This window comes from Streptomyces sp. NPDC058579, from assembly GCF_042718575.1.
GTDB lineage: Bacteria > Actinomycetota > Actinomycetes > Streptomycetales > Streptomycetaceae > Streptomyces.
Genome location: NZ_JBHXPI010000009.1, coordinates 37,914 through 62,941, shown reverse-complemented (window position 1 = coordinate 62,941; position 25,028 = coordinate 37,914). Strand labels below are relative to the sequence as shown.

Below are 25,028 nucleotides of genomic sequence, written 5' to 3'. Positions count from 1 at the left end.
GCCGCGCCTTCCGCGCTCCCGGCGGCCCATCCAAGTCGCCGCGAACACAGGACCGATCGCTCACCATCCCGGCCCGATCGCCCGCCCCGACCGGGCGGAAGCGGTGGAGTGTCCGTACACCGCTGTATCCCAGTGCCGGATGAGGAGAAAGTCCCTGATGCGCCGCAAGACCCTGGCCCTGCCGGCCATAGCCGGCCTGCTCGCCCCCCTGCTCACCGCCTGTGGCGGCGCGGACGAGTCCAGAGCCATCGTCGTCGGCACCACGGACCAGTTCGTCGCCACCAGCGACGCCCCCGCCCCGCTCGACCCGGCCTTCGCCTACGACACCGGTACCTGGAACATCCTCCGGCAGACCGTGCAGACCCTGATGCACGTACCGCGCGGCGGCGGCGAGCCCGTCCCCGAGGCCGCCCAGAGCTGCTCCTTCAGCGACCGGGTCAGCGAGAGCTACCGCTGCACGCTCCGCGAGGGCCTCACCTTCGCCGACGGCACGCCGCTGACCGCCGCCGACGTCAAGTTCTCCGTCGAGCGCGTCCTCGCGATCAAGTCCGACAACGGAACCGCCGCCCTCCTCGCCAACATCGACACCGTCGAGACCAACGGCGAGCGCGACGTCGTCTTCCACCTCAAGGCGCCCGACGCGACCTTCCCGTACAAGCTCTCCACCCCCGTCGCCGGCATCCTCAGCAAGGACAAGTACGACGGCAGGAAGCTCCGCGACGGCTTCGACGTCGACGGCTCCGGCCCGTACACCATGAAGACCGAGCGCGACGGCGACCGCTTCGTCAAGGCCGTCTTCACCAAGAACCCCGCGTACAAGGGCGACATCAAGCTCCGCAACGACAAGGTCGAGCTGCGCTCCTTCGCCGACGCCGACTCCATGGGCCAGGCCCTGGAGAAGAGCGACATCGACATGATGACCCGCGCTATGTCGCTCGAACAGGTCAAGACGCTCACCGAGAAGCCCAAGGACGGCATCGACCTCACCGAGGTCCCCGGCCTGGAGATCCGCTACCTCGCCTTCGACACCGACGCCCCGTCCGTCAAGGACAAGGCCGTCCGGCAGGCCATCGCCGCCGTCGTCGACCGCGGCGCGATCGTCAACGCCGTCTACGGCCCCACCGCCCAGCCGCTCTACTCGCTGATCCCCTCCAGCGTCACCGGCCACTCCACGGCCTTCTTCGACGCCTACGGCGAGCCCAGCAAGAGCCGGGCCGCCGGCATCCTCGGCAAGGCCGGTATCACCGACCCGGTCGCGTTCACCCTGCACTACACCACCGACCACTACGGCTCCGGCACCAAGCAGGAGTTCGAGGCGCTGCGCGACCAGCTCAACGCCACCGGCCTCTTCGACGTGACCGTCGAGGGCAGCGAGTGGTCCACCTTCCGGCCCGCGCAGAAGCGCGGCGACTTCCCCGTCTACGGTCTCGGCTGGTTCCCCGACTTCCCCGACCCGGACAACTACGTCGCCCCCTTCCTCGACGCCGACAACTTCCTCAACACCCCCTACGTCAACGCCTCGGTGCGGGATCAGCTGATCCCGCGCTCGCGCCGCTCGGCCGACCGCACCGCCGCCGGCCCCGTCTTCGGGCAGATCCAGAAGATCGTCGCCCAGGACGTCCCCGTCCTGCCGCTCTGGCAGGGCAAGCAGTACGTCGCCGCGCGCGACGACGTGACCGGCGTCGAATGGGCGCTGAACACCTCCTCTGACCTGCTCCTGTGGGAGCTGGCCCGCAGGAACGCCTGACCCCTCCACCAGTTCGGCTCCACCGGCCGCGCACCCGCGCGCGACGGTCCGGCAAGAGATCAAGAGGCACGTTCTGTGAAGCACAACAAGTGGCTGACGGCACCCCTTGCCGCGGGCCTGTCCGCCGCGCTGCTCAGCGGCTGCGGAACCCAGCAGGGTGGCGGCGCCGGCTCCGGCGGCAACGTCCGCGTCGGCATGTCCGACGAGGTCCTGGCCACCGACCCGGCCGCCGGCTACGACCCCGGCTCCTGGCTGCTGTTCAACAACGTCTTCCAGTCCCTGCTCGCCTTCCCCAAGGGCGGCACCGAGCCCCAGCCTGAGGCCGCCGAGAAGTGTGGCTTCGAAGGCGGCAGCACGGTCTACCGGTGCACCCTGCGCGAGGGCCTGAAGTTCTCCAACGGGAACCCGCTGACGTCCAAGGACGTCAAGTACTCCTTCGACCGGGCGCTGAAGATCGACGACCCGGCCGGACCGGCGCCGCTGCTCTCCTCGATCAAGTCCATCGAGACCCCCGACGACAAGACCGTCGTCTTCCGGCTGAAGACCCCCGACGCCACCTTCCCCAGCAAGATCGCCTCCGGTGCCGGCTCCATCGTCGACCACCGCGAGTACTCCGAGGACGGGCTGCGCACCGACGGCAAGGCGGTCGGCTCGGGCCCGTACAAGCTTGAGTCCATCAGCGAGACCGAGGCCGTCTTCTCCGTCAACGGCGGCTACACCGGCAGCGCCAAGCCGCAGAACGGCGGGGTCACCCTCAAGCTGTACGGCGGCGACCGCGCCGCCCTCTCCAAGGCGCTCTCCGCGGACGAGATCGACATCGCCTACCGAGGCCTCGCCGCCGACGACATCGCCGCCCTCGAAGCCTCCGCGAGCACCGACGACAAGGGTGTCGAGGTCGTCCAGGGCACCAGCGCCGAGGTCCAGCACCTCGTCTTCAACGTCAAGGACCCCGTCGTCGGCAAGCTCGGCGTCCGCCAGGCCATCGCCCACCTCGTGGACCGCGAGGCGCTCGTCCAGCACGTCTACAAGTCGACCGCCACGCCGCTGTACTCGATCGTCCCCGCGGGCATCGCCGGCCACAACACCGCCTTCATCGACACCTACGGCGACCGCCCCGACGCCGCCAAGGCCAAGAAGGCGCTCCGCAAGGCCGGCATCACCGACAAGGTGAAGCTCACCCTCTGGTCCACCCCCAGCCGTTACGGCCCCTCCACCGACCAGGAGCTCAAGGCGATAGCCGAGCAGCTCAACACCAGCGGCCTGTTCGACGCCGAGGTGAAGTCCGTCGAGTTCGACCAGTACGAGAAGGACATCGCGGCCGGCAAGTACGGCGTCTACGTCAAGGGTTGGGTGCCCGACTACCCGGACGCCGACAACTTCACCGCCCCGTTCTTCGGTGAGGGCAACGTCCTCAGCAACAACTACACCAACGCCACCATCACCGGCAGCCTCCTGCCGAAGACCTCCGCCGCCGCCGACCGCACCGGCACCGACCTGGACTTCGGCAAGATCCAGGACCTGGTCGCCGAGGAACTGCCGCTGCTGCCGCTCTGGCAGGGCAAGCAGTACGCCGTCTCCCGGGACGGTGTCACCGGCCTCGACTGGACCCTCGACGCCTCGACCGTCTTCCGCTTCTGGGAGCTGAAGAAGGGCTGACCCCCCGTCCCACGGCGAAGGGGCCCGGCACGCGACACGCGCGCCGGGCCCCTTGCTCGGTCTCGGTGACTGCTTCGCTCGGTCTGAGCGACTACTGCGCCCCGGGGCGCACCAGGCCGCTCTCGTACGCGTACACCGCCGCCTGAACCCGGTCACGCAGCCCCAGCTTGGTCAGCACATGGCCGACATGCGTCTTCACCGTCGTCTCGCTGACGAACAGATCCGCCGCGATCTCCGCGTTCGACAGACCACGCGCCACCAGCTTCAACACCTCGACCTCACGCTCGGTCAACCTGTTCAGCGTGTCCGGGACCTGCTCGTCGCCCGACGGCAGATGCGCCGAGTACTTGTCGAGCAGCCGGCGCGTGATCGACGGCGCCAGCATCGCCTCACCCGCCGCCACCACCCGGATCGCCTGCACCAGCTCGTTCGCCGGGGCGTCCTTCAGCAGAAAGCCACTGGCCCCCGCCCGCAGGGCCTCCACCACGTACTCGTCCAGGTCGAACGTCGTCAGCACCAGGACCTTCGCCGGACCGTCCCGGCCCGGGCCCGTGATCTGGCGCGTGGCCTCCACGCCGTCCATCCGCGGCATCCGGATGTCCATCAGCACCACATCGGGCTGCAACGCGCGCACCTGGTCCAGCGCCTGCAGGCCGTCCCCGGCCTCACCGACGACCGCGATGTCCTGCTCCGCCTCCAGAATCATCCGGAAACCGGTGCGCAGCAGCGGCTGGTCATCGACCAGTAGGACGCGGATAGCCACGAGAACTCCTTCACGGCGCGGGCTGGACCGGCCCCATTCTGCCCTGCCCCGAATCGTCCGACTCCGGCGGGCGCGCTGAAACGATCTCCGCCCGGAACTCCCCGCCGCTCTCCGTCCGTAGCTCCCCGCCGTCCGCCTGCCGGATCTCTCCGCCGTCCGCCCGCCGGATCTCCAGCGGATACACCGGGGGAGTCCCACCGAACTCCGGGCACACCGCCTGGTGGTCGCACCACCCGCACAGCTTCGTCGGCCGGGGCCGCCACTCACCCGTCTCCGTCGCCAGCCGGATCGCCTCCCACAGCGCCAGCAGCTTCCGCTCCACGCGCAGCAGATCCGCCTCCACCGGGTCGTACGTCAGCACATCCCCACTGCCCAGATACACCAGCTGCAGCCGCCGCGGCACGACCTGCTTCAGCCGCCACACCACCAGCGCGTAGAACTTCATCTGGAACAGCGCGCCCTCGCTGTACTCCGGCCGCGGCGCCTTCCCCGTCTTGTAGTCGACGATCCGCACCTCGCCCGTCGGCGCCACATCCACCCGGTCGATCACCCCGCGCAGCCGCAGCCCCGACTCCAGCTCGGTCTCCACGAACAGCTCACGCTCCGCCGGCTCCAGACGCGTCGGATCCTCCAGCGTGAACCAGCGCTCCACCAGCTGCTCGGCCTGGACCAGCCAGCCCGCCAGACGCTCACCCTCCGCGTCCTCCGCGAACAGCTCGGCCAGCTCCGGCTTCGACTCGAGCAGCCGGTCCCACTGCCCGGGAATCAGCCCCTTCGCCCGCGGCGCCGTCCGCTCCACCGCCGGATGATCGAACAGCCGCTCCAGAACCGCGTGCACCAGCGTGCCCCGCGTCGCCGCCTCGCTCGGCTTCTCCGGCAACCTGTCGATCACCCGGAACCGGTACAGCAGGGGACACTGCATGAAGTCGCTCGCCCGCGAAGGCGACAACGACATGGGCGCCCTGGGCCCCACCGCCGGCTGCTCGCTCGTACTCATGACACAGACCCTACGACCCGCCACCGACAGCGAGCCGAATACCATCGACGCCAGACCCCGTCACGCTGCATGATCGAAGAGTGACGCACGACAGGGGTCGAGCGGAAGGCAACGAGAGGAACCCGTGAACCAGGACGACGAGCGCGGCGAGAACCAGCGGCCGCGGTCCGGCGACGCGGAACCGCCGGCCGGCGGCGACTCCCGCACCCGGCGCGGCGAGGACCCCGGCGGAGGAATCCTCATGGGCCGCCCCTTCGGGGTGCCCGTCTACGTCGCCCCCAGCTGGTTCCTCGTCGCGGCCCTCATCACCTGGGTCTTCGGCGACCAGATCCAGCGCGTCCTGCCCGACCTCGGCGCCGCCCGCTACCTCGTCTCTCTCTTCTTCGCCATCGCCTTCTACGCCTCCGTGCTCGTCCACGAACTGGCCCACACCATCGCCGCGCTCCGCTTCAAGCTCCCGGTGCGCCGCATCCAGCTCCAGTTCTTCGGCGGCGTCTCCGAGATCGAGAAGGAGACCGAGACACCCGGCCGCGAATTCGTCCTCGCCTTCGTCGGCCCCCTGCTCTCCCTGGTCCTCGCCGGCGTCTTCTACCTCACGATGTACGCCGTCGAGCCCGGCACCGTCCCCGGTGTCCTCCTCGCCGGCCTGATGATCTCCAACCTCATCGTCGCGATCTTCAACCTGCTGCCCGGCCTGCCCCTCGACGGCGGCCGCATGCTCCGCGCCGTCATCTGGAAGATCACCGGCAAGCCCATGAGCGGCACCATCGCCGCCGCCTGGGTCGGCCGCGCCCTCGCCGTCGCCGTCCTCATCGGCCTCCCCCTGCTCACCCGCACCGGCCTCCTCGGCAACTCCACCGACGACATCAGCGGCATGGACACCGTCACCGACGCCCTCCTCGCCGCGATCCTCGCCGCCATCATCTGGACCGGCGCCGGCAACAGCCTCCGCATGGCCCGCCTGCGCGAACACCTCCCCGATCTCCGCGCCCGCACCCTCACCCGGCGCGCCATCCCCGTCGAACCCGCCACCCCGCTCTCCGAAGCCCTCCGCCGCGCCAACGAAGCCGGAGCCCGCGCCCTCGTCGTCATCGACGGCCAGGGCAACCCCACCGGCCTCGTCCGCGAGAGCGCCATCGCCGGCGTCCCCCAGCACCGCCGCCCCTGGGTCGCCATCAGCACCCTCGCCCAGGACCTCGCCGACGGCATGAGGGTCCCCGCCGAACTCACCGGCCAGCCCCTCCTCGACCACCTCCGCGCCAGCCCCGCCACCGAGTACCTCGTCGTCGAGGAGACCGGCGAGATCTACGGAGTCCTCTCCACCGCCGACGTGGAACGCGCCTTCGTCAAGGCCATGGCAAGACCCTCCTCATAACCCCGGTAAGCTGGTCACATGTCCGAACCGACCGGTGCCGCCCGCCGTCGCGGGCCCTTCAAGGTCGGGGACCAGGTCCAGCTCACCGACCCCAAGGGACGCCACTACACGTTCACTCTCGAGGCCGGGAAGAACTTCCACACCCACAAGGGTTCTTTCCCCCACGACGAGCTGATCGGTGCTCCCGAGGGCAGTGTTGTCCGTACCACGGGAAACGTCGCCTACCTCGCGCTGCGCCCCCTGCTCCCCGACTACGTCCTGTCCATGCCCCGCGGCGCCGCCGTGGTCTACCCCAAGGACGCGGGGCAGATCCTGGCCTTCGCCGACATCTTCCCCGGCGCCCGCGTCGTGGAGGCCGGCGTCGGATCGGGCTCTCTCAGCAGCTTCCTCCTGCGCGCCATCGGAGACAGCGGCATGCTGCACTCCTACGAGCGCCGTGAGGACTTCGCCGAGATCGCCAAGGGCAACGTCGAGCGGTACTTCGGCGGTCCGCACCCCGCGTGGCAGCTGACCGTCGGCGACCTCCAGGACAACCTGTCCGACACCGAGGTCGACCGCGTCATCCTGGACATGCTCGCCCCCTGGGAGTGCCTGGAGGCCGTCTCCAAGGCCCTCGTCCCCGGCGGCATCCTCTGCTGCTACGTGGCGACCACGACCCAGCTCGCGCGCACCGTGGAATCCATCCGCGAGTTCGGCTGCTACGCCGAACCGCAGCCCTGGGAGTCCATGATCCGCAACTGGCACGTGGAGGGCCTGGCCGTCCGCCCCGACCACCGCATGATCGGGCACACCGGCTTCCTCGTCACCGCCCGGCGCCTCGCCGACGGCGTCGAGCCCCCCATGCGCCGCCGTCGCCCCGCCAAGGGCGCCTACGGCGACGACTACGAAGGCCCCAACAAGGGCTGACGCCCCGACAACGAACGCGTGCCGCCGTCGAGTTCCAGCCCCAGGGCAGGGAACTCGACGGCGGCACCTTCACGTTCGGCATCTTTGCGGTACACCCCGCACCCCAGCTGTTCCACCCGCCTGTGACGTGTGGCACGATGCCCGCAACTCCTTCCGCGCCACCCTCACAGGAGACACCCCGCGTGCAGCACCCCGCCGTCCCGGACCTCGCGCACACCCACGCCCGGCCGGTGCACTGGCTGGCCACCGCGACCGCGATGGCCGCCGTCGTCGCCACCGCAGGCCTGCTGCAACCCGGCGCGGCCACCGCCACCTCCGCCGCCCACGGCGGCGAACCCGCCACCACGCGCCCCGCCCCCGACGCGTCGTCGGCCGACTACCCGCTGGAGTGCGGAGGAGCCCCCGTCAAGATCGCGCAGCGCGCGAGCGGGGACCTCGACGGAGACGGACAGGCCGAAACCGTCGCAGTCGTACACTGCGAAGCCGGCTCGGGCACACCCCCGCACGCCGTCTACGTCCTCACCCACGCCAAGACGGGCCCGCACGCGCGCGTGGTCGCGACGCTCGTCGAGCCCACCCAGCAGAAGAACGTCACCGACCTCGCCGTACGCGACAGGGCGGTCACCGCCACCCTGCTCGGCTACTCGTCCCCCGAGGTGCCCAGTTGCTGCCCCGACGAGCGCGAGGACGTCAGCTGGCGCTGGAAGGACGGAGCCTTCGTACGCGCCGCCGGGACCGACGCGCGGAGTGTGTGATCGGTCACTCCGCGTCAGGGCCGTAGACCTCGACCCTGTCCGAAACCCGGCGCACGTGAATGCAGTCGCCCGGGCACTCCTTCGCGGAGTCCACCACGTCCTGCAGCAGCGGCAACGGCACCGGAGCCGACGCCCCCACATCCTGCAGGAGCTCGTCGTCCGCGCTCTTCACGTACGCGAGACCGTCGATGTCCAGCTCGAAGACCTCGGGAGCGTACTGCGCGCAGATCCCGTCCCCGGTGCAGAGATCCTGGTCGATCCAGACCTCCAGCGCCTCGCCGGCGCCCTCCGTCGGGGCCTCGTTCCGCACCGTCATGTCCCCTGCCGTTCCTGAGCGTCGAAAAAAGATCGTTCTTCTAAGTCCGGCCAAGCCTGACGGGTGTTGACCACTGACGACGATACAACCGCCCGCATTCTGATGTTGATGGGTGGGTATTCACCTGGCGTGAGGGGAAGCGCAAGGGTGAAGATCGGACACACCCCGACAGTCTTTAGTGATCTAGGGGTTTCAATCGACACCCACGCAGGTAGGGTCAGGAAGCGTCCAGCTCCCCTTGGAGGAGGTGAGGACCGTGGCAGCCCACGACGACGACATCAACCGCGGCATCCGGCCGGGGCGGGGGTCTGAAGACCCCGCCGGCCAGGTTGCCTATCTTGAGCAGGAAATCGCCGTCCTGCGCCGCAAGCTCGCCGACTCTCCGCGTCATACGAGGATTCTCGAAGAGCGGATCGTCGAGCTGCAGACAAACCTGGCCGGCGTGTCCGCGCAGAACGAGCGGCTCGCCAACACACTCCGTGAGGCCCGCGACCAGATCGTGGCCCTCAAGGAGGAGGTCGACCGGCTCGCACAGCCGCCGGCCGGCTTCGGAGTGTTCTTGCACGCCAATGAGGACGGCACGTGCGACATCTTCACCGGGGGCCGCAAGCTCCGGGTGAACGTCAGCCCCAGCGTCGAGCTCGAAGAGCTCCGGCGCGGCCAGGAAGTCATGCTCAACGAAGCGCTCAACGTGGTCGAGGCCATGGAGTACGAGCGCGCCGGGGACATCGTCACCCTCAAGGAGATCCTCGAGGACGGCGAGCGCGCCCTGGTGGTCGGGCACACCGACGAGGAACGGGTGGTCAGGCTCGCCGAGCCGCTGCTGGACATCACCATCCGCCCCGGCGACGCCCTGCTGCTCGAACCCCGCTCCGGCTACGTCTACGAGGTGGTGCCGAAGAGCGAGGTCGAGGAACTGGTCCTCGAAGAGGTCCCCGACGTCGACTACAACAAGATCGGCGGCCTCGGCGGCCAGATCGAGATGATCCGGGACGCCGTCGAGCTTCCGTACCTCTACCCGGACCTCTTCAAGGAGCACGAGCTCCGGCCACCGAAGGGGATCCTGCTCTACGGCCCGCCCGGCTGCGGCAAGACGCTGATCGCGAAGGCCGTCGCCAACTCCCTTGCCAAGAAGGTCGCCGAGGTGACCGGACAGCCCGCGGGGAAGTCCTACTTCCTGAACATCAAGGGCCCCGAGCTCCTCAACAAGTACGTCGGTGAGACCGAGCGGCACATCCGCCTCGTCTTCCAGCGTGCCCGGGAGAAGGCGAGCGAGGGCACCCCCGTCATCGTCTTCTTCGACGAGATGGAATCCCTCTTCCGCACCCGCGGATCCGGAGTCAGCTCGGACGTCGAGAACACGATCGTCCCCCAGCTGCTCGCCGAGATCGACGGTGTGGAAGGCCTGGAGAACGTCATCGTCATCGGCGCCTCCAACCGCGAGGACATGATCGACCCCGCGATCCTGCGGCCCGGCCGGCTCGACGTCAAGATCAAGATCGAGCGTCCGGACGCGGAGGCCGCGAGGGACATCTTCGCGAAGTACCTCACCGCCACCCTGCCGCTGCACTCCGACGACCTCTCCGAGCACCAGGGGTCCAAGGAAGCCGCGGCCCACGGAATGATCCAGTCCGTGGTCGAGCAGATGTACGCCGAAACCGAGGAGAACCGCTTCCTCGAGGTCACGTACGCCAACGGCGACAAGGAAGTCCTCTACTTCAAGGACTTCAACTCCGGAGCGATGATCCAGAACATCGTCGACCGGGCCAAGAAGATGGCCATCAAGGCCTTCCTCGACCACAACCAGAAGGGCATCCGCGTCTCCCACCTCCTCCAGGCCTGCGTGGACGAGTTCAAGGAGAACGAGGACCTGCCCAACACCACCAACCCGGACGACTGGGCCCGGATCTCCGGCAAGAAGGGCGAGCGGATCGTCTTCATCCGCACCCTCGTCACCGGAAAGCAGGGCGCGGACACCGGACGCTCCATCGACACGGTGGCCAACACCGGTCAGTACCTGTAGATCGCACACCGGCTGCGGAGGTCCGGACCCACGGACCTCCGCAGCCGGACGCTTTTCCCCGCGACAACCCGCGGGAATGACGCAATCGATCTCCCCACCGGCGCGGAGTCGCTCTAGGCTCGTCGGTACTTGTAGCGCCGCACCCGATGGGGAGCGCCGCCGGGCAAGGAGGGCCGCATGACCGTACGGCGAGTAATGGGCATCGAGACGGAGTACGGGATCTCCGTTCCGGGCCACCCGAACGCCAATGCCATGCTCACCTCGTCCCAGATCGTCAACGCCTACGCGGCGGCGATGCACCGGGCGCGCCGCGCCCGCTGGGACTTCGAGGAGGAGAATCCGCTGCGGGACGCCCGTGGCTTCGACCTCGCCCGCGAGGCCGCCGACTCCAGCCAGCTCACCGACGAGGACATCGGCCTCGCCAACGTGATCCTGACCAACGGAGCCCGGCTCTACGTCGACCACGCCCACCCCGAGTACAGCGCCCCCGAGGTCACCAACCCCCGCGACGCCGTCCTCTGGGACAAGGCCGGCGAGCGGATCATGGCCGAGGCCGCCGAGCGGGCCGCCCAGCTCCCCGGCGCCCAGCCGATCCACCTGTACAAGAACAACACCGACAACAAGGGCGCCTCCTACGGCACCCACGAGAACTACCTGATGAAGCGGGAGACGCCCTTCTCGGACATCGTCCGCCACCTCACCCCGTTCTTCGTCTCCCGCCAGGTCGTCACCGGCGCGGGGCGCGTCGGCATCGGCCAGGACGGCCGCGAGCACGGCTTCCAGATCAGCCAGCGCGCCGACTACTTCGAGGTCGAGGTGGGTCTGGAGACGACCCTGAAGCGCCCCATCATCAACACCCGCGACGAACCGCACGCGGACGCGGAGAAGTACCGCAGGCTCCACGTGATCATCGGCGACGCGAACCTGTCCGAGATCTCCACGTACCTCAAGCTGGGCACGACCGCCCTGGTCCTGTCCATGATCGAGGACTCCTTCATCAACGTCGACCTCGCCGTCGACCAGCCCGTCCGCACCCTCCACCAGGTCTCCCACGACCCCGGACTCCAGCACCTCGTCACGCTCCGCAGCGGCCGCACGCTCACCGCGGTCCAGCTCCAGATGGAGTACTTCGAGCTGGCCAGGAAGTACGTGGAGGAACGCTACGGCGCGGACGCCGACGAGCAGACCAAGGACGTCCTGATCCGCTGGGAGGACACCCTCAACCGGCTCGAGAACGACCCGATGAGCCTCGCAGGCGAACTGGACTGGATCGCCAAGCGGGAGCTCATGGAGGGCTACCGGCGCCGCGACGGCCTCGACTGGGACGCCGCCCGACTGCACCTCGTGGACCTCCAGTACGCGGACGTACGCGCCGAGAAGGGCCTGTACAACCGCCTGGTGGCGCGAGGGCGCATGAAGCGGCTCCTGGACGAGTCCGAGGTCGAAAGGGCCGAGACGAAGCCCCCGGAGGACACCAGGGCCTACTTCCGGGGCCGCTGCCTGGAGCAGTACGCCGACGACGTGGCGGCCGCGTCCTGGGACTCGGTCATCTTCGACCTCCCCGGCCGCGACTCCCTCCAGCGCGTCCCGACCCTGGAACCCCTGCGGGGCACCAGGAACCACGTCAAGGAACTCCTGGACCGCTGCCGGACGGCGGAGGAACTGGTCCGCGTCCTTTCCGGCGGCTGAGGCGAGCCTGAAATACCCGGGCACTGGGAATCATGGGACTAGTGCCCGGACGTTGTACCAAACTGCGGGGCCGAAGTCAGACCTGGCTTGTAGGGTCTGATCTTGAGAGACCCAACCGAGCGGGCGATTCGAGCGGGGTGAGGGATATGGCGACCAAGGACACCGGCGGCGGACAGCAGAAGGCGACGCGTTCCACGGAGGAGGTCGAGGAGACGACCGCGGAGGCGAGCTCCGACCTCCAGGAGCGCCAGGAGAAGCTGAGCGACGACGTGGACTCCGTGCTGGACGAGATCGACGACGTCCTCGAGGAGAACGCTGAGGACTTCGTGCGGTCCTTCGTGCAAAAGGGCGGCCAGTAAACCTCTGACCTTCGAATCGAAGGTGGGGGCGGGTGACGGAAAGAGTCACCGGACGGTGCGGGCCGCAGTGCCCGCACCGCCCGGTCACGGACGACGCACCGAGCGCCGGTACGGCCGGCCGCTGTCCCCGAAGCCGATGTGGATCACCGTCACGAGCCGGGTAGGGTCCGTGACGTACCGTGCTTCAACTGCAATGCGGCCAAGGCAAATGGCGTGTCGGGAGACGACCCCGGCAGTCCGCGTCGGGCCATCTCAATACTTGGAGGGACACGCGTGGAAGCCAACACTCGTAGCACCGGGCGTCTACCAGCTGCCTTCCTGACGCCGGGCTCGTCCTCGTTCCTGGACTTCCTCGCCGACCACTCGCCCGAGATGCTCCCGGGGAACCGGAAGCTGCCTGAGGGGGTCGTCGAGGCGCCGCACGGCACCACGATCGTCGGCGTCACGTTCCCGGGCGGTGTCGTGCTCGCCGGTGACCGGCGCGCGACCATGGGGAACATGATCGCGCAGCGCGACATCGAGAAGGTGTTCCCGGCCGACGAGTTTTCGGCGGTGGGCATCGCCGGTACGGCCGGTCTCGCCGTCGAGATGGTCAAGCTGTTCCAGCTGGAGCTGGAGCACTTCGAGAAGGTGGAGGGCGCGACGCTCTCCCTGGAGGGCAAGGCGAACCGCCTGTCCACGATGATCCGCGGCAACCTCGGCATGGCCATGCAGGGCCTGGCCGTCGTCCCGCTCTTCGCCGGCTGGGACGAGGGCAAGGAGAAGGGCCGGATCTTCTCCTACGACGTGACCGGTGGCCGCTCCGAGGAGCACGGTTTCGCCGCCACGGGTTCGGGTTCGGTCTTCGCCCGGGGTTCCATGAAGAAGCTGTACCGCCCGGATCTGACGGAGCAGCAGGCGACGACGCTGGTCGTGCAGGCCCTCTACGACGCCGCCGACGACGACTCGGCGACCGGTGGCCCGGACCTGTACCGCCGTATCTATCCCATCGTCACCGTCATCACCGACGAGGGCTTCCGCAGGCTCAACGAGGACGAGTCCTCGGCGCTCGCCCGCTCGGTCACCGATCGGCGCCTGGAGCAGCCCGACGGCCCGCGCGCGGCCCTGCTCTGACCCCTCGTCGTCCGTAGAACCCCAGAAGAAAGGGACGGGTAGCCGGTGTCGACTCCGTTCTATGTCTCACCCCAGCAGGCCATGGCCGACCGGGCGGAGTACGCCCGCAAGGGCATCGCCCGCGGCCGCAGTCTGGTCGTCCTGCAGTACACCGACGGCATCGTGTTCGTCGGTGAGAACCCGTCCCGGGCGCTGCACAAGTTCAGCGAGATCTACGACCGGATCGGTTTCGCGGCGGCCGGCAAGTACAACGAGTACGAGAACCTCCGGATCGGTGGCGTGCGTTACGCCGATCTGCGGGGCTACACCTATGACCGTGACGATGTGACGGCCCGTGGTCTGGCGAACGTGTACGCGCAGACGCTGGGCACGATCTTCTCCAGTGCGGGTGAGAAGCCGTACGAGGTGGAGCTGGTGGTGGCCGAGGTGGGCGCGGAGCCCGACGGCGACCAGATCTACCGGCTGCCGCACGACGGGTCGATCGTGGACGAGCACGGTTCGGTCGCGGTCGGTGGCAACGCGGAGCAGATCAGCAGCTTCCTCGACCAGCGGCACCGCGACGGGATGTCGCTCGCCGAGGCGCTGAAGCTCGCCGTGCAGGCCCTGTCGCGGGACACCAACGGCAGCGAGCGGGAGATTCCCGCGGAGCGGCTGGAGGTGGCGGTCCTGGACCGTACGCGTCCGCAGCAGCGCAAGTTCAAGCGGATCGTCGGGCGTCAGCTGAACCGCCTCCTGGAGGCGGACAACGCGGCGATCGCGAAGACGGACGATCCGTCGGACGAGATCGTGGAGGACTCGGAGGAGTAGTCCTTCGTAGTCCTTCGAGAGACTGTGGCGAAACCCCGGTCCGCTTCGGCGGCCGGGGTTTCGTCGTGCTCAGGGCCTGCTCAGACCGGGGCCGGCCCCGAGGAGTCGCGGGGCATGAGGCTGACGGGGAGGTCCCCGGGCTCCGGGCTGCGGCCCGCGAGGACCGCCAGGAGCGCGTCCATGCCGCGTTCGCCGATCTGTTCGGCGGGGAGCCGGACGGTGGTGAGTTCCGGCTCCACGGCGGTGGCCAGAGCCAGGTCGTCGAAGCCGGTGACCGAGACGTCCTCGGGGACGCGCAGGCCGAGGCGGCGCGCGGCCTTGCAGGCGCCGGCGGCGAGGATGTCGTCGTCGCAGATCAGGGCGGTGGGGCGGGGGCCCGGGCCGGTGAGGGCCTGTTCGGCGGAGGCGCGGGCGCCGTCCACGTCGAGAGGTGCGCGGACGGTGCGTACGTGGCAATCGGTCAGCGCCTCCGCGAGCGCTGCCGCGCGGACGTCGAAGGTCCAGGACGGTACGGCCGAGGCGAGGTGGACGAAGCGGCGGTGGCCGAGGCCGAGGAGGTGGGCGGTGACCTGGCGCATGCCGTCGGCGATGTCGAGGTTCACGTGGGCGGCTGCGCCGGTGTCGGAGGGGTCGCTGTCGAGCATGACCAGGGGCAGGTCGGTGCCGTGGAAGGCCTTCAGGGCTTCGGTGGCCATGGAGGACGCGATGATGCCGTCGAGCGCGGCGCGGGCGGAGGCGAAGGGGTCCTTGGCGGGGCCCACGCCGTCGGGGGAGGGGTAGAGGACGACGCCGAAGCCGTGGCGGGCGGCGACGGTGGCGGCTCCGGTGTAGACGCGGGCGAAGAACTCGTTGGTGAGGGCGGGGACGACGAGCAGCGCGGTGCGGGTGCGGCCGAGGCGGAGGTTGCGGGCGGCGAGATTCGGCCGGTATCCGAGGGTGCGGGCGGCTTCGCGTACGGCGTCGGCGGTGCGCTCGGAGACCCTGCCGCGCCACTTGTCGCCGAGGACGAGGGAGACGGTGGCCTGTGACACCCCGGCGGCGGCGGCGACGTCCCGGCTGGTGGGTCTGGCCGCGCCGGGGGAGTCTGGGGTCTGCACTGGTGCCTCCGTGAGAGGTGGTCGCCGAGCGCGGGGTGGACCCGCGGGTTGCGGCCATGGTACGTATGACGCCTGTAGTTATACGTAAAACCTCGGGGGTGGGTACCGGGGGAGAGGAGACGGACATGGCCATCGAGGCCAAGGAGAGCGGCGGCTATCTCGACATACTCAGGGCCCCGCACGCCCTGCGGCTGCTCACCGGCACCCTCGTCGGCCGGCTCCCCAACGGCACGGGGCCCATCGCCATCGTGATCTTCGTCCGCGCGGAGGGCGGCAGCTTCAGCCTGGCGGGCGGTCTCACCGCCGCGTACGGCATCGCCACCGCCGTCGGACAGCCACTCCTCGGCCGCGCCGTCGACCTGAAGGGCCAGCCGCGCGTCCAGCTGCCCGCCGCGCTGATCTCCGCGCTCGGCATGATCCTGCTCGCCGTGGCCGGAATCAGCCCCCTCGTGCTCGCCTACGCGGCGGTCGTCGTCGCCGGGCTCTTCACCCCGCCCCTCGAAGGCGGGCTGCGCGCCCTGTGGCCGAGCGTCCTCGGCCGCGAGGAACGGGTCCACCGGGCGTACGCCCTGGACGCCGTGGCCCAGGAGGTCATGTTCACCGTCGGACCGCTCCTGGTGACGCTCCTGGTCGCCCTCTGGTCCCCGGCCGCGGCCCTGCTGGTCATCAACGTCCTCGGGGTCCTCGGCGCGCTGTCCGTGGTCCTCTCCGAGCCCTCGCGCGCGTGGCGCTCGGCGCCCCGTGAGGCGCACTGGCTCGGCGCCCTGCGCTCGCCGGGCCTGCTGGCGCTGCTCGGCTCGTTCTTCTTCGTGGGGCTCGCCCTCGGCTCGATCACCGTCTCGGCCCTCGCCTACGCCGACGAGCGGGGCCATGAGGCGGCGTACGGCTGGCTGATGGCCGCCCTCGGCCTCGGCGCGCTGATCGGCGGCGTCGCCTACGGCGCACGCCGTTGGTCGGGCGCTCCCGAGCGCCGTCTGACGGTCATCGTCGGCCTGCTCGCCCTCGGCTATCTGCCCCTCATGCTCACCCCGGGTGTCCTGCCGATGACGGCCCTCGCCGCGCTCTCCGGAGTCTTCCTGGCCCCCGCGCTCGCGTGCGGCTTCATCGTGGTCGACCGGCACGCGCCCGCCGGCACCGTCACGGAGGCCTTCTCCTGGCTCGTCACGACCTTCGGGGTGGGGGCCGCGCTCGGCTCCGCCGTCGCGGGACCGGTGGTCGAACTCGCCGGAACGACCGCGGGCTTCGCCGTCGCGGGAGGCGGCGGCCTGGTGGCCCTCCTGGTGCTGCTTGCGACCGGCCGGGTGCTGCGGGTGCCGGGCCGCAGCGTGCGACACGCCGTCAGCGCGGGCGCCGCCGAGGCCGGACACGCCGAAAGGAGCGAGCGCCCATCGGAAAATGATCGGAACGGGGTCGTCGAACCCGGTTTCAGCTCAGGCCATCAGGCGTAATGTTCAGACATGGACCGCCGCATTTTCGGGCTGGAGAACGAGTACGGCGTCACGTGCACGTTCAGGGGACAGCGCCGACTGTCACCTGACGAAGTGGCGCGCTACCTCTTCCGCCGTGTCGTGTCATGGGGCCGCAGTAGCAATGTCTTCCTGCGGAACGGCGCCCGCCTCTACCTCGACGTGGGTTCGCATCCGGAATACGCAACGCCAGAATGCGACGACGTGACCGAACTGGTCACGCACGACAAGGCCGGCGAGCGCATTCTCGAAGGTCTGCTCGTCGACGCCGAACGCCGCCTGCACGAGGAGGGAATCGCCGGCGACGTCTATCTCTTCAAGAACAACACCGACTCGGCCGGAAACTCCTACGGCTGCCACGAGAACTATCTGGTCGCCCGGCACGGCGAGTTCTCGCGGCTCGCGGACATCCTCATTCCCTTCCTCGTCACCCGACAGCTCATCTGCGGCGCCGGAAAGGTGCTTCAGACGCCGAGGGGCGCGGTCTACTGCGTCTCGCAGCGGGCCGAGCACATCTGGGAGGGCGTCAGCTCGGCGACGACCCGTTCCCGACCCATCATCAACACCCGTGACGAGCCGCACGCCGACGCCGAGCGCTACCGCAGGCTGCACGTCATCGTCGGCGACTCGAACATGTCCGAGACGACGATGCTGCTGAAGGTCGGCGCGACCGACCTCGTGCTGCGCATGATCGAGGCGGGCACGGTGATGCGCGATCTGACGCTGGAGAACCCGATCCGGGCGATCCGTGAGGTCAGTCACGACATCACGGGCCAGCGCAAGGTCAGGCTCGCCAGCGGCCGCGAGGCCTCCGCCCTGGAGGTCCAGCGGGAGTACTACGAGAAGGCCGCCGACTTCGTCGACCGCAGGGGCATCCGTACGGGCACGGTCGCCCAGGTCCTGGAGCTGTGGGGCCGTACGCTCGACGCGATCGAGGCCGAGGACCTGGACCGCATCGGCACCGAGATCGACTGGGTCATGAAGTACAAGCTCATCGAGCGGTACCGGGCGAAGAACAACATGACCATGTCGCACCCCCGGGTCGCGCAGATAGACCTCGCCTACCACGACATCCACCGCCGCCGGGGGCTGTACTACCTCCTGGAGCGGAAGGGGCAGGCGGCCCGGATCTGCAACGACCTGAAGATCTTCGAGGGCAAGTCGGTGCCCCCGCAGACCACCAGGGCGCGGTTGCGCGGCGACTTCATCCGCCGTGCGCAGGAGCAGCGGCGGGACTTCACCGTCGACTGGGTCCACCTCAAGCTGAACGATCAGGCGCAGCGCACGGTGTTGTGCAAGGACCCGTTCCGGTCGGTCGACGACCGGGTGGAAAAGCTGATCGCCGGAATGTAGGACGACGCTGTACGAAGTGCCGGGGCCCCGCGCGTGTGACGTGCGGGGCCCTTGGCCTGCCCGAGCGGTCCCCTAGAGTGTCGGGCAACTACTGTGCCGTCTGAGATCTGAGGAACACGTGCGCCGACTTGCCGGCCTACTGGTCGTCCCACTGCTGCTGCTCTCGACAGCGGCGTGCGGCAGCGACGACAAGGGCTCCGATAACGCCTCGATGAAGAACGGACTGCCCGCCATCACCGCGGGTGAGAAGTTCGGGGAGAAGCCCACCCTTGCCAAGGGTGAGGGCGCTCCGCCGAAGGAACTCAAGGTCAATGTGATCAGCGAGGGCGACGGCGCCGTCACGAAGAAGGGCGACGCCCTCCAGGTGAACTACCTGGGTCAGGCCTGGGACTCCACCACGCCCTTCGACAACAGCTTCGACCGCGGGCAGCCGTTCGACCTGACGCTCGGCGCCGGTCAGGTCATCAAGGGCTGGGACCAGGGTCTCGAGGGCCAGAAGGTCGGCAGCCGCGTCGAGATCGGCATCCCGCCGGAGCTCGGTTACGGGGCGCAGGGCCAGGGCGACATCAAGCCGAACGCCACCCTCGTCTTCGTCGTGGACATCCTGAAGTCGACGACGATCCCGAAGTCCGCCGAGGGCACCGAGGTCGCCCAGGAGAACAAGGACCTGCCGAAGGTCGGTACGAACACCGACGGCAAGGCCCCCTCGCTGACGGTGCCGAAGGTCGACCCGCCGACCAAGCTGGTCTCCAACTACATCCTGGAGTCCAAGGGCGAGGTCGTCGCGGCCACCGACACGGTCGTGGTGAACTACGTCGCCGCGCTGTGGAAGGACGGCAAGGTCTTCGACTCGACGTACCAGACGGGCAAGACCGCGAACTTCCCGCTGGAGCAGCTGACCCTGAAGGGTCTCAAGGACGGCATCACCGGCAAGAAGGTCGGCAGCCGTGTCCTGATCGTCGCCCCGCCGGCGGAGGCGTTCGGCGACAAGGAGCAGCAGGGCATCCCGAAGAACTCCACGCTGGTGTTCGCCGTCGACATTCTGGCGAAGATGTAAGACTGTCCCCGTCGCGCAGTTCACCGTTGCGCGGTTCATGAGTTTTGAGGAGCACACTGCAGTGAGCATCGAGAAGCCCGAGGTCGACTTCCCGGGCGGCGAGCCGCCGAAGGACCTGGAGATCAAGGACATCTGGGAGGGCGACGGCGAGGTAGCCGGCAAGGGCGACTTCGTCAACGTCCACTACGTGGGTGTGGCCTTCTCCACCGGCGAGGAGTTCGACGCCTCCTGGAACCGTGGCAGCGCGCTGGACTTCCAGCTCGGTGCCGGCCGGGTCATCGCCGGCTGGGACCAGGGCCTGCAGGGCATGAAGGTCGGCGGCCGCCGCCAGCTGGTCATCCCCGCCCACCTCGCCTACGGCGACCGGGGCGCGGGCAACGCGATCGCCCCGGGCGAGACGCTGATCTTCGTCTGCGACCTGGTCAAGGTCACCAAGCGCTGACCGGATCGGCACGGTCACGCGCTGACCGTCGCCGGTCGGCCATGGGCTGACCGGATCCGCTCGAACGAGGGCCCGCGCCTGTCCAGGCGCGGGCCCTCGGCTTTTGCCACGACACCCCGGGGCGGTACGGTCGGATGTCCCCGAAGTCAATCCGGCAGAAGAGGTGCAGGGCGTCGATGGCGATTGCCAAGGCCGAGCGGCTGATGAATCTGGCCCTCTGCCTGCTCGGGACCCGCAGGCCGCTCAGCAAGCGTGAGCTGCGCGGCTCCATCGAGGCCTATATGGAAGCCGGCACGGACGACTCCTTCAACCGGATGTTCGAGCGGGACAAGGACGATCTGCGCGAACTCGGCCTGGTCATCGAGACCGTCGAGAACCTGGACGGCGAGACCGGCTATCTGGCCCGCCGCGACTCCAACCGCCTGCCTCCGATCACCCTGGACGCCGAGGAGGCCGCGGCGCTCGGCCTGGCCGCCCGGGTCTGGCAGCAGGCGCGGCTCGCCGGAGCCGCCAGCGGCGCCCTGCAGAAGCTGCGCGCCGCCGGCATGCCCGAGGCCGAGGACTCGTACGAAGCCCAGCACAGCGCCCTCGAGCCGCGCATCCCGGTCCACGAGGCCGCGTTCGAGCCCCTGATGCTGGCCTGCCGCGACCGCCGCCCGGTCGTCTTCGACTACCGCAAGGCCACGGCGGCCCGGCCCGAGACGCGTCAGGTCGAGCCGTGGACCCTGGAGTGCTGGCGCGGCCACTGGTATCTGGCGGGCTGGGACCGCGACCGGGGGGCCGAGCGCGTGTTCCGGCTCTCCCGGATCACCGGCAAGGTCCGCTCCCGGGCCGGCGCGTTCACCGCGCCGGTGCCCGACGTCGTGACCGTCCGCGAGACGGTGGAGAGCTGGGCGGGGGAGACCGCCACCCGTTCCGCGAGGATCCGGCTGCGCGTCGGCAGCGGCTACCCGCTGCGGGCCCGCGCCCAGTCCGTACGGGAGGGCGCGGACGGCTGGGACGAGCTGGAGATTCCGTACGGGCACGGCCTGGACGCCTGGCTCGTGGAGTTCGGTCCCGATGTGGTCGTACTGGAGCCCGCGGATCTGCGGGCCGACGTGGTGGACCGGCTGCGCGCCGTGGCCAAGGGCTGAAGGGGGAGACGTACAGCATGGCTGCGAACGCGATCGACCAGACGAGGCGGATGCTCTCCCTCGTCACCTACCTCCGTGAGCGTCCCGGCGCGCATGTCGCCGATGTGGCGCGCGCCTTCGGGATCACCGAGGACGAGCTGATCTCGGACCTCGACGTGCTGCCGATGTGCGGCACGAGCTTCCGCGGCGGCGACCTGCTCGACATCGACACCGACGGCGACCGGATCTGGTGGCACAACCCGGACGACGTGGCGGCGCCGCTGCGGCTCGCCGCCGACGAGGCGACGGCCCTGCTGGTCGCCGCGCGGGCCGTGGCGACACTGCCCGGGCTGCGGGAGGGCGACCGGGAGGCCCTGCTGCGGGCCACCGCCAAGCTGGAGACGGCGGCCGGGGAGGTCGCCGGGGCGAGCGCGCGGCTCTCGGTGACCTTCGAGTCCGAGGGCGGTGTCTTCGCCGAGGTGGACCGGGCGATCTCGGAGCGCAGGCGGCTGTGGGTGCGGTACTACTCGCCCGCCCGCGACGAGCTCACCGAGCGCGAGGTGGACCCGATCCGGCTGTTCGCCGTCGGGCACACGTACATGGAGGCGTGGTGCCGGCTCTCGGAGGCGCGCCGCACCTTCCGGCTCGACCGGGTCGCCGAGATCCGGATCCTGGACGAGCAGTCCGCGCCGCCGGAGATCGAGCTGCGGGACCTGTCGGAGGGGCTGGTCCAGCCGTCCGCCGAGGACCCCGAGGTCGTCGTCGAGGTGGGTCCCGGCGGCCGCTGGGTCGCCGAGTACTACCCGCACGACGCGGCCGACGAGCTGCCCGACGGCGGGCTGCGGATCACGCTGCGGACGCCCGCCCCCGCCTCGCTGCGGCGTCTCGCGCTGCGCCTCGGCAGCGACGGGCGGATCGTCTCCCCGCAGGACCTCGCCGACAGCGCGCGGGAGGCGGCGACCGCGGCGCTCGCGGCGTACGAGAGCCAGGCGTGAGGCACGGGAGAGACAGGGGAGAGGGATGAGGGAATTGTCCGTGATGCACGGAATGACCGCTTCGATCGCGCCGGTCTTCTTCAAGGCCGCCTGCCCCGACTGCCGCGCCCGCTTCGAACTCGCCGCGGGCTCCCTGCGCCTCGCCATCGGCGCCAGCCGCCGTACGACCTTCTACTCGTTCACCTGCCCCGAGTGCGGCAGCTCCGTCCGCAAGCCCGCGGGCGAGCGGATCGTCGAACTCCTCACCGGCGGCGGCGTCCGCACCCTGCGCCTGCACTCCACCGTCTGACGTCCCGACAGCCGCCCACCGTCTAGGCTCGCCCCATGTTCTGGCCCATGCTCGCCATCGCCCTCGGATTCCTCGGCATCGCCGTCCTCGGTGTCCTCGGCATCAAGGTCTTCCTCGAAGCCCAGCGGCTCGGCCGCCAGGTGACCCGCACCACCGAGCGCATCACCCGCGCCGCCGAGGAGCTCGAGAGGGCCACCGAGGACCTGACCCGGACCGGCGGCGCGCTGCGCTGAGGCGCTGTCCGGCGGCCGGTAGCGCTCTCCTCCCGGCGCGCGGCGCGGGGTACGCTCGTGGGCGCGGCCCTGATCAAGAGGTGCGGGCCGCAAACGGGTGTACGCACGGGGATTGCCCTGCGTTTACTCGTGCGCGTTACGATCGCTGACGGTCGGGGTTCGGGCACCAGTCCGGGCGGCGACCACCAGCACCATCCCAGCCGCCTCGATGAGAAGGTAGACCACGCTTATGTTCCGTCAGATCGGTCCCCTCGAGATCAGCCTGATCCTCCTTGTCATCGTGCTCCTCTTCGGCGCCAAGAAGCTCCCCGAGATGGCCCGTTCCCTCGGCAAGTCGGCGCGCATCCTGAAGAGCGAGGCCAAGGCGATGAAGACCGAGGGTGGCCAGCAGCCCGCCCCCGCCGACCCGCCGGCCGAGCAGCCCGCCGCGCAGCGCACCATCAAGGCCTCGCCCGGCGACGTCACCTCCGCCCGCCCCGTGACCGAGCCCTCGGACACCACGCAGCGCTGACCCCGTTCGACCCCAAGGCCGCCGCATGCCGGCCTGCCGCACGAGATGAGGACGTGGGTTGCTCAAGCCTGCCCGCACGAAGAAGGAGAAGGATCCCGAGGGGCGGATGCCGCTCGTGGAACACCTGCGCGAGCTCCGTAACCGGGTCGCCAAGGCGATGCTCGCGGTGGTCTTGGCCTCGGTCGTGGCCGCGTTCTTCAGCCAGCAGCTGATGGACTTCCTCTCCTCGCCCGTCCCGAAGTGCCCGCCCGGCACCTCGATCGCCGACAACACCGGCGGGCGCTGCGTCGTCATCGCGTACCAGACCGTGCTGTCGCCCTTCACCTCGACGGTGAAGGTGGTCATGCTCGCGGGTCTGCTCGCCGCCTCCCCGGTCTGGCTGTACCAGCTGTGGGCGTTCGTCGCGCCCGGCCTGCACAAGAGCGAGAAGCGGTACACGTACTACTTCGCGGCCGTCGCCGTGCCCCTCTTCGCCGCCGGTGCCTACGTCGCGTACCTGATCATGCCGGTCAGCGTGAAGGTGCTGATCAGCATCACGCCCGACGTCGCCTCGAACTTCGTCTCGCTCGACGACATCCTGGACTTCACCACGCGCATGGTGCTCGTCTTCGGAGTCGCCTTCGAGCTGCCCCTGCTGCTGATCATGCTCAACATCGCCGGCGTCGTGACCGGCAAGCGCATGGCCGGCTGGTGGCGCGGTGTGATCATGGGCGTCTTCGTCTTCGGCGCGGTCGCCACCCCGTCGACCGACCCCTTCGGCATGATCGCCCTCTCCGGGCCGATGATCGTCCTCTACTTCATCGCGGTCGGCGTCTCGATCCTCAACGACCGACGCCGGGCCCGCAACAACCCGGACGCCGAGCTGGACGACGACGAGGCCTCGAGCCTCGACCTCACGCCCGAGGCCGTCGGCGCCGTCGAGCCCGTCGGAGCGACCCGCGGCGCCCTGCCGGAGCAGTCCAGCGGGCAGGCCGACGGCGGCAGGGCCCTCGGTCCCGGCAGTTACGACGACGTCACCTGATCTTGTAGGGTCCTCCCCCCAGACTCCTCCGGGGGGACACACCCATGACCAGCGAGATCACCCTCTTCGTCAATCCCACCGCGGGACGCGGCCGGGGCGCGCACGCCGCGCAGCCGGCCGCCCGCGCGCTCCGGGACGCCGGATTCTCCGTCCGTACCGTCCTCGGAGCCGACGCGGAGGACGCCCTGCGGCGCGCCCGTGAGGCCGTCGCGGCCGGCACCGGCGCGCTGGTCGCCGTCGGCGGCGACGGCATGGTCTCGCTCGCGCTCCAGGCCCTGGCGGGCTCCCGTACGCCCCTCGGGGTGGTGGCCGTCGGCACCGGCAACGACTTCGCCCGCTCCCTCGGCCTGCCCGTCCGCGAACCGGCGGCCGCCGGGCGGCTCGCCGCCGAACTCCTCAAGGGCGGCGGCGGCCGCGACATCGACCTCGGCCGGGTCGGCGACCGCTGGTTCGGCACCGTCCTCGCCTCCGGCTTCGACTCGCGCGTGAACGACCGCGGCAACCGCATGCGGCTGCCCGCCGGGCGGTTCAAGTACGACCTCGCCATGATCGCCGAGCTCGCCGCGTTCCGGCCCGTCCCCTACCGCCTCGCCTTCGACGACGGCACCGAGCGGCAGGTCGAGGCGACCCTGGTGGCCGTCGGCAACGGGACGTCGTACGGCGGCGGGATGCGGATCTGCGCCGACGCCCGCATGGACGACGGCCTCTTCGACGTCACCGTCGTCGGCGACTGCAGCCGAACGACGCTGATCAAGGTCTTCCCGAAGGTCTACCGCGGCACCCACCTCGACCACCCGGCCGTCACGGTCCACCGCGTCCGGTCCGTCACCCTCGACGCCCCCGGAATCACCGGCTACGCCGACGGCGAGCCGCTCGGACCGCTGCCGCTGACCGCCGAGTGCGTGCCGGGGGCGCTGCGGGTGCTGGCGCCGCCGAGCCCTTGATA

25 protein-coding genes and 1 pseudogene are annotated in these 25,028 nt (G+C 69.9%); 22 read left to right on the top strand and 4 right to left on the bottom strand.

What is annotated here, in order from left to right:
• Positions 1 to 157 precede the first annotated feature (157 nt).
• On the top strand, positions 158 to 1,747 hold the full coding sequence (locus tag ACFWRO_RS14405; protein WP_384509340.1) for an ABC transporter substrate-binding protein: 1,590 nt from the start codon (positions 158 to 160) through the stop codon (positions 1,745 to 1,747).
• Between the two features lie 75 nt (positions 1,748 to 1,822).
• Positions 1,823 to 3,403, top strand: coding sequence for an ABC transporter substrate-binding protein (locus tag ACFWRO_RS14400; protein WP_384509338.1), 1,581 nt, complete (start codon positions 1,823 to 1,825; stop codon positions 3,401 to 3,403).
• A 91-nt stretch (positions 3,404 to 3,494) separates the two neighbouring features.
• Here the strand turns inward: ACFWRO_RS14400 and ACFWRO_RS14395 are convergent, their stop codons facing one another.
• Both ACFWRO_RS14395 and ACFWRO_RS14390 read right to left on the bottom strand, forming a co-directional pair.
• On the bottom strand, positions 3,495 to 4,166 hold the full coding sequence (locus tag ACFWRO_RS14395; protein WP_384509335.1) for a response regulator: 672 nt from the start codon (positions 4,164 to 4,166) through the stop codon (positions 3,495 to 3,497).
• A gap of 10 nt (positions 4,167 to 4,176) precedes the next feature.
• Entirely contained in the window at positions 4,177 to 5,163 is a 987-nt protein-coding gene (locus ACFWRO_RS14390; protein WP_384509332.1) for a RecB family exonuclease, read from the bottom strand.
• A 241-nt stretch (positions 5,164 to 5,404) separates the two neighbouring features.
• Here ACFWRO_RS14390 and ACFWRO_RS14385 point away from each other — a divergent pair, with 241 nt between their 5' ends.
• The 3 genes from ACFWRO_RS14385 (at position 5,405) to ACFWRO_RS14375 (ending at position 8,199) form a co-directional block, all read left to right on the top strand.
• Positions 5,405 to 6,538 (top strand): site-2 protease family protein, encoded by a 1,134-nt coding sequence (locus tag ACFWRO_RS14385; RefSeq protein ID WP_384509703.1) that lies wholly within the window; start codon positions 5,405 to 5,407, stop codon positions 6,536 to 6,538.
• Between the two features lie 18 nt (positions 6,539 to 6,556).
• Complete coding sequence (locus ACFWRO_RS14380) at positions 6,557 to 7,444, top strand: tRNA (adenine-N1)-methyltransferase (protein ID WP_384509330.1); 888 nt, start codon at positions 6,557 to 6,559, stop codon at positions 7,442 to 7,444.
• A gap of 182 nt (positions 7,445 to 7,626) precedes the next feature.
• Positions 7,627 to 8,199 carry a hypothetical protein gene (locus ACFWRO_RS14375; protein ID WP_384509327.1) on the top strand — a complete coding sequence of 191 codons (573 nt, stop codon included), beginning with the start codon at positions 7,627 to 7,629 and terminating at the stop codon, positions 8,197 to 8,199.
• Positions 8,200 to 8,203: 4 nt separating this feature from the next.
• On the opposite strand, the gene ACFWRO_RS14370 is transcribed toward ACFWRO_RS14375, so the two are convergent.
• Positions 8,204 to 8,515: a ferredoxin gene (locus ACFWRO_RS14370; RefSeq protein WP_384509325.1), complete on the bottom strand. Its 312-nt coding sequence runs from the start codon at positions 8,513 to 8,515 to the stop codon at positions 8,204 to 8,206.
• Between the two features lie 256 nt (positions 8,516 to 8,771).
• Here ACFWRO_RS14370 and arc point away from each other — a divergent pair, with 256 nt between their 5' ends.
• From arc to prcA, 6 genes and pseudogenes are all read left to right on the top strand, one after another.
• Positions 8,772 to 10,538, top strand: coding sequence for a proteasome ATPase (arc, locus tag ACFWRO_RS14365; RefSeq protein ID WP_384509322.1), 1,767 nt, complete (start codon positions 8,772 to 8,774; stop codon positions 10,536 to 10,538).
• Positions 10,539 to 10,715: 177 nt separating this feature from the next.
• A complete protein-coding gene (gene dop, locus ACFWRO_RS14360; protein ID WP_384509319.1) occupies positions 10,716 to 12,227 on the top strand; it encodes a depupylase/deamidase Dop in 1,512 nt (503 codons plus the stop codon).
• 146 nt (positions 12,228 to 12,373) lie between these two features.
• Complete coding sequence (locus ACFWRO_RS14355) at positions 12,374 to 12,586, top strand: ubiquitin-like protein Pup (RefSeq protein ID WP_187282613.1); 213 nt, start codon at positions 12,374 to 12,376, stop codon at positions 12,584 to 12,586.
• A gap of 138 nt (positions 12,587 to 12,724) precedes the next feature.
• Positions 12,725 to 12,781 (top strand): annotated as a pseudogene (locus ACFWRO_RS14350) (hypothetical protein); the annotation flags it as partial.
• Between the two features lie 78 nt (positions 12,782 to 12,859).
• The gene (gene prcB / locus ACFWRO_RS14345) at positions 12,860 to 13,699 is read left to right on the top strand and encodes a proteasome subunit beta (protein ID WP_384509700.1); all 840 of its coding nucleotides are present in this window, start codon (positions 12,860 to 12,862) and stop codon (positions 13,697 to 13,699) included.
• A gap of 45 nt (positions 13,700 to 13,744) precedes the next feature.
• Positions 13,745 to 14,506, top strand: coding sequence for a proteasome subunit alpha (prcA, locus tag ACFWRO_RS14340; RefSeq protein ID WP_384509316.1), 762 nt, complete (start codon positions 13,745 to 13,747; stop codon positions 14,504 to 14,506).
• 80 nt (positions 14,507 to 14,586) lie between these two features.
• On the opposite strand, the gene ACFWRO_RS14335 is transcribed toward prcA, so the two are convergent.
• Positions 14,587 to 15,603 carry a LacI family DNA-binding transcriptional regulator gene (locus ACFWRO_RS14335; RefSeq protein ID WP_384509313.1) on the bottom strand — a complete coding sequence of 339 codons (1,017 nt, stop codon included), beginning with the start codon at positions 15,601 to 15,603 and terminating at the stop codon, positions 14,587 to 14,589.
• A 125-nt stretch (positions 15,604 to 15,728) separates the two neighbouring features.
• On the opposite strand from ACFWRO_RS14335, the gene ACFWRO_RS14330 reads away from it, so the two are divergent.
• The 11 genes from ACFWRO_RS14330 to ACFWRO_RS14280 all read left to right on the top strand — a co-directional run bounded on the left by ACFWRO_RS14330 (position 15,729) and on the right by ACFWRO_RS14280 (position 25,026).
• Positions 15,729 to 17,051: an MFS transporter gene (locus tag ACFWRO_RS14330; protein ID WP_384509310.1), complete on the top strand. Its 1,323-nt coding sequence runs from the start codon at positions 15,729 to 15,731 to the stop codon at positions 17,049 to 17,051.
• A gap of 9 nt (positions 17,052 to 17,060) precedes the next feature.
• On the top strand, positions 17,061 to 18,422 hold the full coding sequence (gene pafA, locus ACFWRO_RS14325) for a Pup--protein ligase (RefSeq protein WP_384509307.1): 1,362 nt from the start codon (positions 17,061 to 17,063) through the stop codon (positions 18,420 to 18,422).
• A gap of 118 nt (positions 18,423 to 18,540) precedes the next feature.
• Positions 18,541 to 19,479, top strand: coding sequence for an FKBP-type peptidyl-prolyl cis-trans isomerase (locus ACFWRO_RS14320; protein WP_384509304.1), 939 nt, complete (start codon positions 18,541 to 18,543; stop codon positions 19,477 to 19,479).
• 61 nt (positions 19,480 to 19,540) lie between these two features.
• Complete coding sequence (locus tag ACFWRO_RS14315) at positions 19,541 to 19,921, top strand: FKBP-type peptidyl-prolyl cis-trans isomerase (protein ID WP_384509301.1); 381 nt, start codon at positions 19,541 to 19,543, stop codon at positions 19,919 to 19,921.
• Between the two features lie 176 nt (positions 19,922 to 20,097).
• Positions 20,098 to 21,054, top strand: a complete 957-nt coding sequence (locus ACFWRO_RS14310; RefSeq protein WP_384509299.1) for a helix-turn-helix transcriptional regulator — start codon at positions 20,098 to 20,100, stop codon at positions 21,052 to 21,054.
• Between the two features lie 17 nt (positions 21,055 to 21,071).
• Positions 21,072 to 22,028 carry a helix-turn-helix transcriptional regulator gene (locus ACFWRO_RS14305; protein ID WP_384509297.1) on the top strand — a complete coding sequence of 319 codons (957 nt, stop codon included), beginning with the start codon at positions 21,072 to 21,074 and terminating at the stop codon, positions 22,026 to 22,028.
• A gap of 25 nt (positions 22,029 to 22,053) precedes the next feature.
• Entirely contained in the window at positions 22,054 to 22,317 is a 264-nt protein-coding gene (locus ACFWRO_RS14300) for a hypothetical protein (RefSeq protein WP_384509294.1), read from the top strand.
• Positions 22,318 to 22,352: 35 nt separating this feature from the next.
• A complete protein-coding gene (locus tag ACFWRO_RS14295; protein WP_384509293.1) occupies positions 22,353 to 22,550 on the top strand; it encodes a hypothetical protein in 198 nt (65 codons plus the stop codon).
• 229 nt (positions 22,551 to 22,779) lie between these two features.
• On the top strand, positions 22,780 to 23,061 hold the full coding sequence (tatA, locus tag ACFWRO_RS14290) for a Sec-independent protein translocase subunit TatA (protein WP_384509290.1): 282 nt from the start codon (positions 22,780 to 22,782) through the stop codon (positions 23,059 to 23,061).
• Between the two features lie 106 nt (positions 23,062 to 23,167).
• Complete coding sequence (gene tatC / locus ACFWRO_RS14285; RefSeq protein WP_384509697.1) at positions 23,168 to 24,082, top strand: twin-arginine translocase subunit TatC; 915 nt, start codon at positions 23,168 to 23,170, stop codon at positions 24,080 to 24,082.
• Positions 24,083 to 24,126: 44 nt separating this feature from the next.
• Positions 24,127 to 25,026 carry a diacylglycerol kinase gene (locus ACFWRO_RS14280; protein WP_384509287.1) on the top strand — a complete coding sequence of 300 codons (900 nt, stop codon included), beginning with the start codon at positions 24,127 to 24,129 and terminating at the stop codon, positions 25,024 to 25,026.
• Positions 25,027 to 25,028 lie beyond the last annotated feature (2 nt).

Coding starts and splice junctions, on each gene's coding strand:
- ACFWRO_RS14405 (WP_384509340.1), top strand. CDS start 158: ATGCGCCGCAAGACCCTGGCCCTGCCGGCCATAGCCGGCCTGCTCGCC.
- ACFWRO_RS14390 (WP_384509332.1), bottom strand. CDS start 5,163: ATGAGTACGAGCGAGCAGCCGGCGGTGGGGCCCAGGGCGCCCATGTCG.
- ACFWRO_RS14385 (WP_384509703.1), top strand. CDS start 5,405: ATGGGCCGCCCCTTCGGGGTGCCCGTCTACGTCGCCCCCAGCTGGTTC.
- ACFWRO_RS14380 (WP_384509330.1), top strand. CDS start 6,557: ATGTCCGAACCGACCGGTGCCGCCCGCCGTCGCGGGCCCTTCAAGGTC.
- ACFWRO_RS14370 (WP_384509325.1), bottom strand. CDS start 8,515: ATGACGGTGCGGAACGAGGCCCCGACGGAGGGCGCCGGCGAGGCGCTG.
- dop (WP_384509319.1), top strand. CDS start 10,716: ATGACCGTACGGCGAGTAATGGGCATCGAGACGGAGTACGGGATCTCC.
- ACFWRO_RS14355 (WP_187282613.1), top strand. CDS start 12,374: ATGGCGACCAAGGACACCGGCGGCGGACAGCAGAAGGCGACGCGTTCC.
- ACFWRO_RS14330 (WP_384509310.1), top strand. CDS start 15,729: ATGGCCATCGAGGCCAAGGAGAGCGGCGGCTATCTCGACATACTCAGG.
- pafA (WP_384509307.1), top strand. CDS start 17,061: ATGGACCGCCGCATTTTCGGGCTGGAGAACGAGTACGGCGTCACGTGC.
- ACFWRO_RS14310 (WP_384509299.1), top strand. CDS start 20,098: ATGGCGATTGCCAAGGCCGAGCGGCTGATGAATCTGGCCCTCTGCCTG.
- ACFWRO_RS14305 (WP_384509297.1), top strand. CDS start 21,072: ATGGCTGCGAACGCGATCGACCAGACGAGGCGGATGCTCTCCCTCGTC.
- ACFWRO_RS14300 (WP_384509294.1), top strand. CDS start 22,054: ATGAGGGAATTGTCCGTGATGCACGGAATGACCGCTTCGATCGCGCCG.
- ACFWRO_RS14295 (WP_384509293.1), top strand. CDS start 22,353: ATGTTCTGGCCCATGCTCGCCATCGCCCTCGGATTCCTCGGCATCGCC.
- tatA (WP_384509290.1), top strand. CDS start 22,780: ATGTTCCGTCAGATCGGTCCCCTCGAGATCAGCCTGATCCTCCTTGTC.
- tatC (WP_384509697.1), top strand. CDS start 23,168: ATGCCGCTCGTGGAACACCTGCGCGAGCTCCGTAACCGGGTCGCCAAG.
- ACFWRO_RS14280 (WP_384509287.1), top strand. CDS start 24,127: ATGACCAGCGAGATCACCCTCTTCGTCAATCCCACCGCGGGACGCGGC.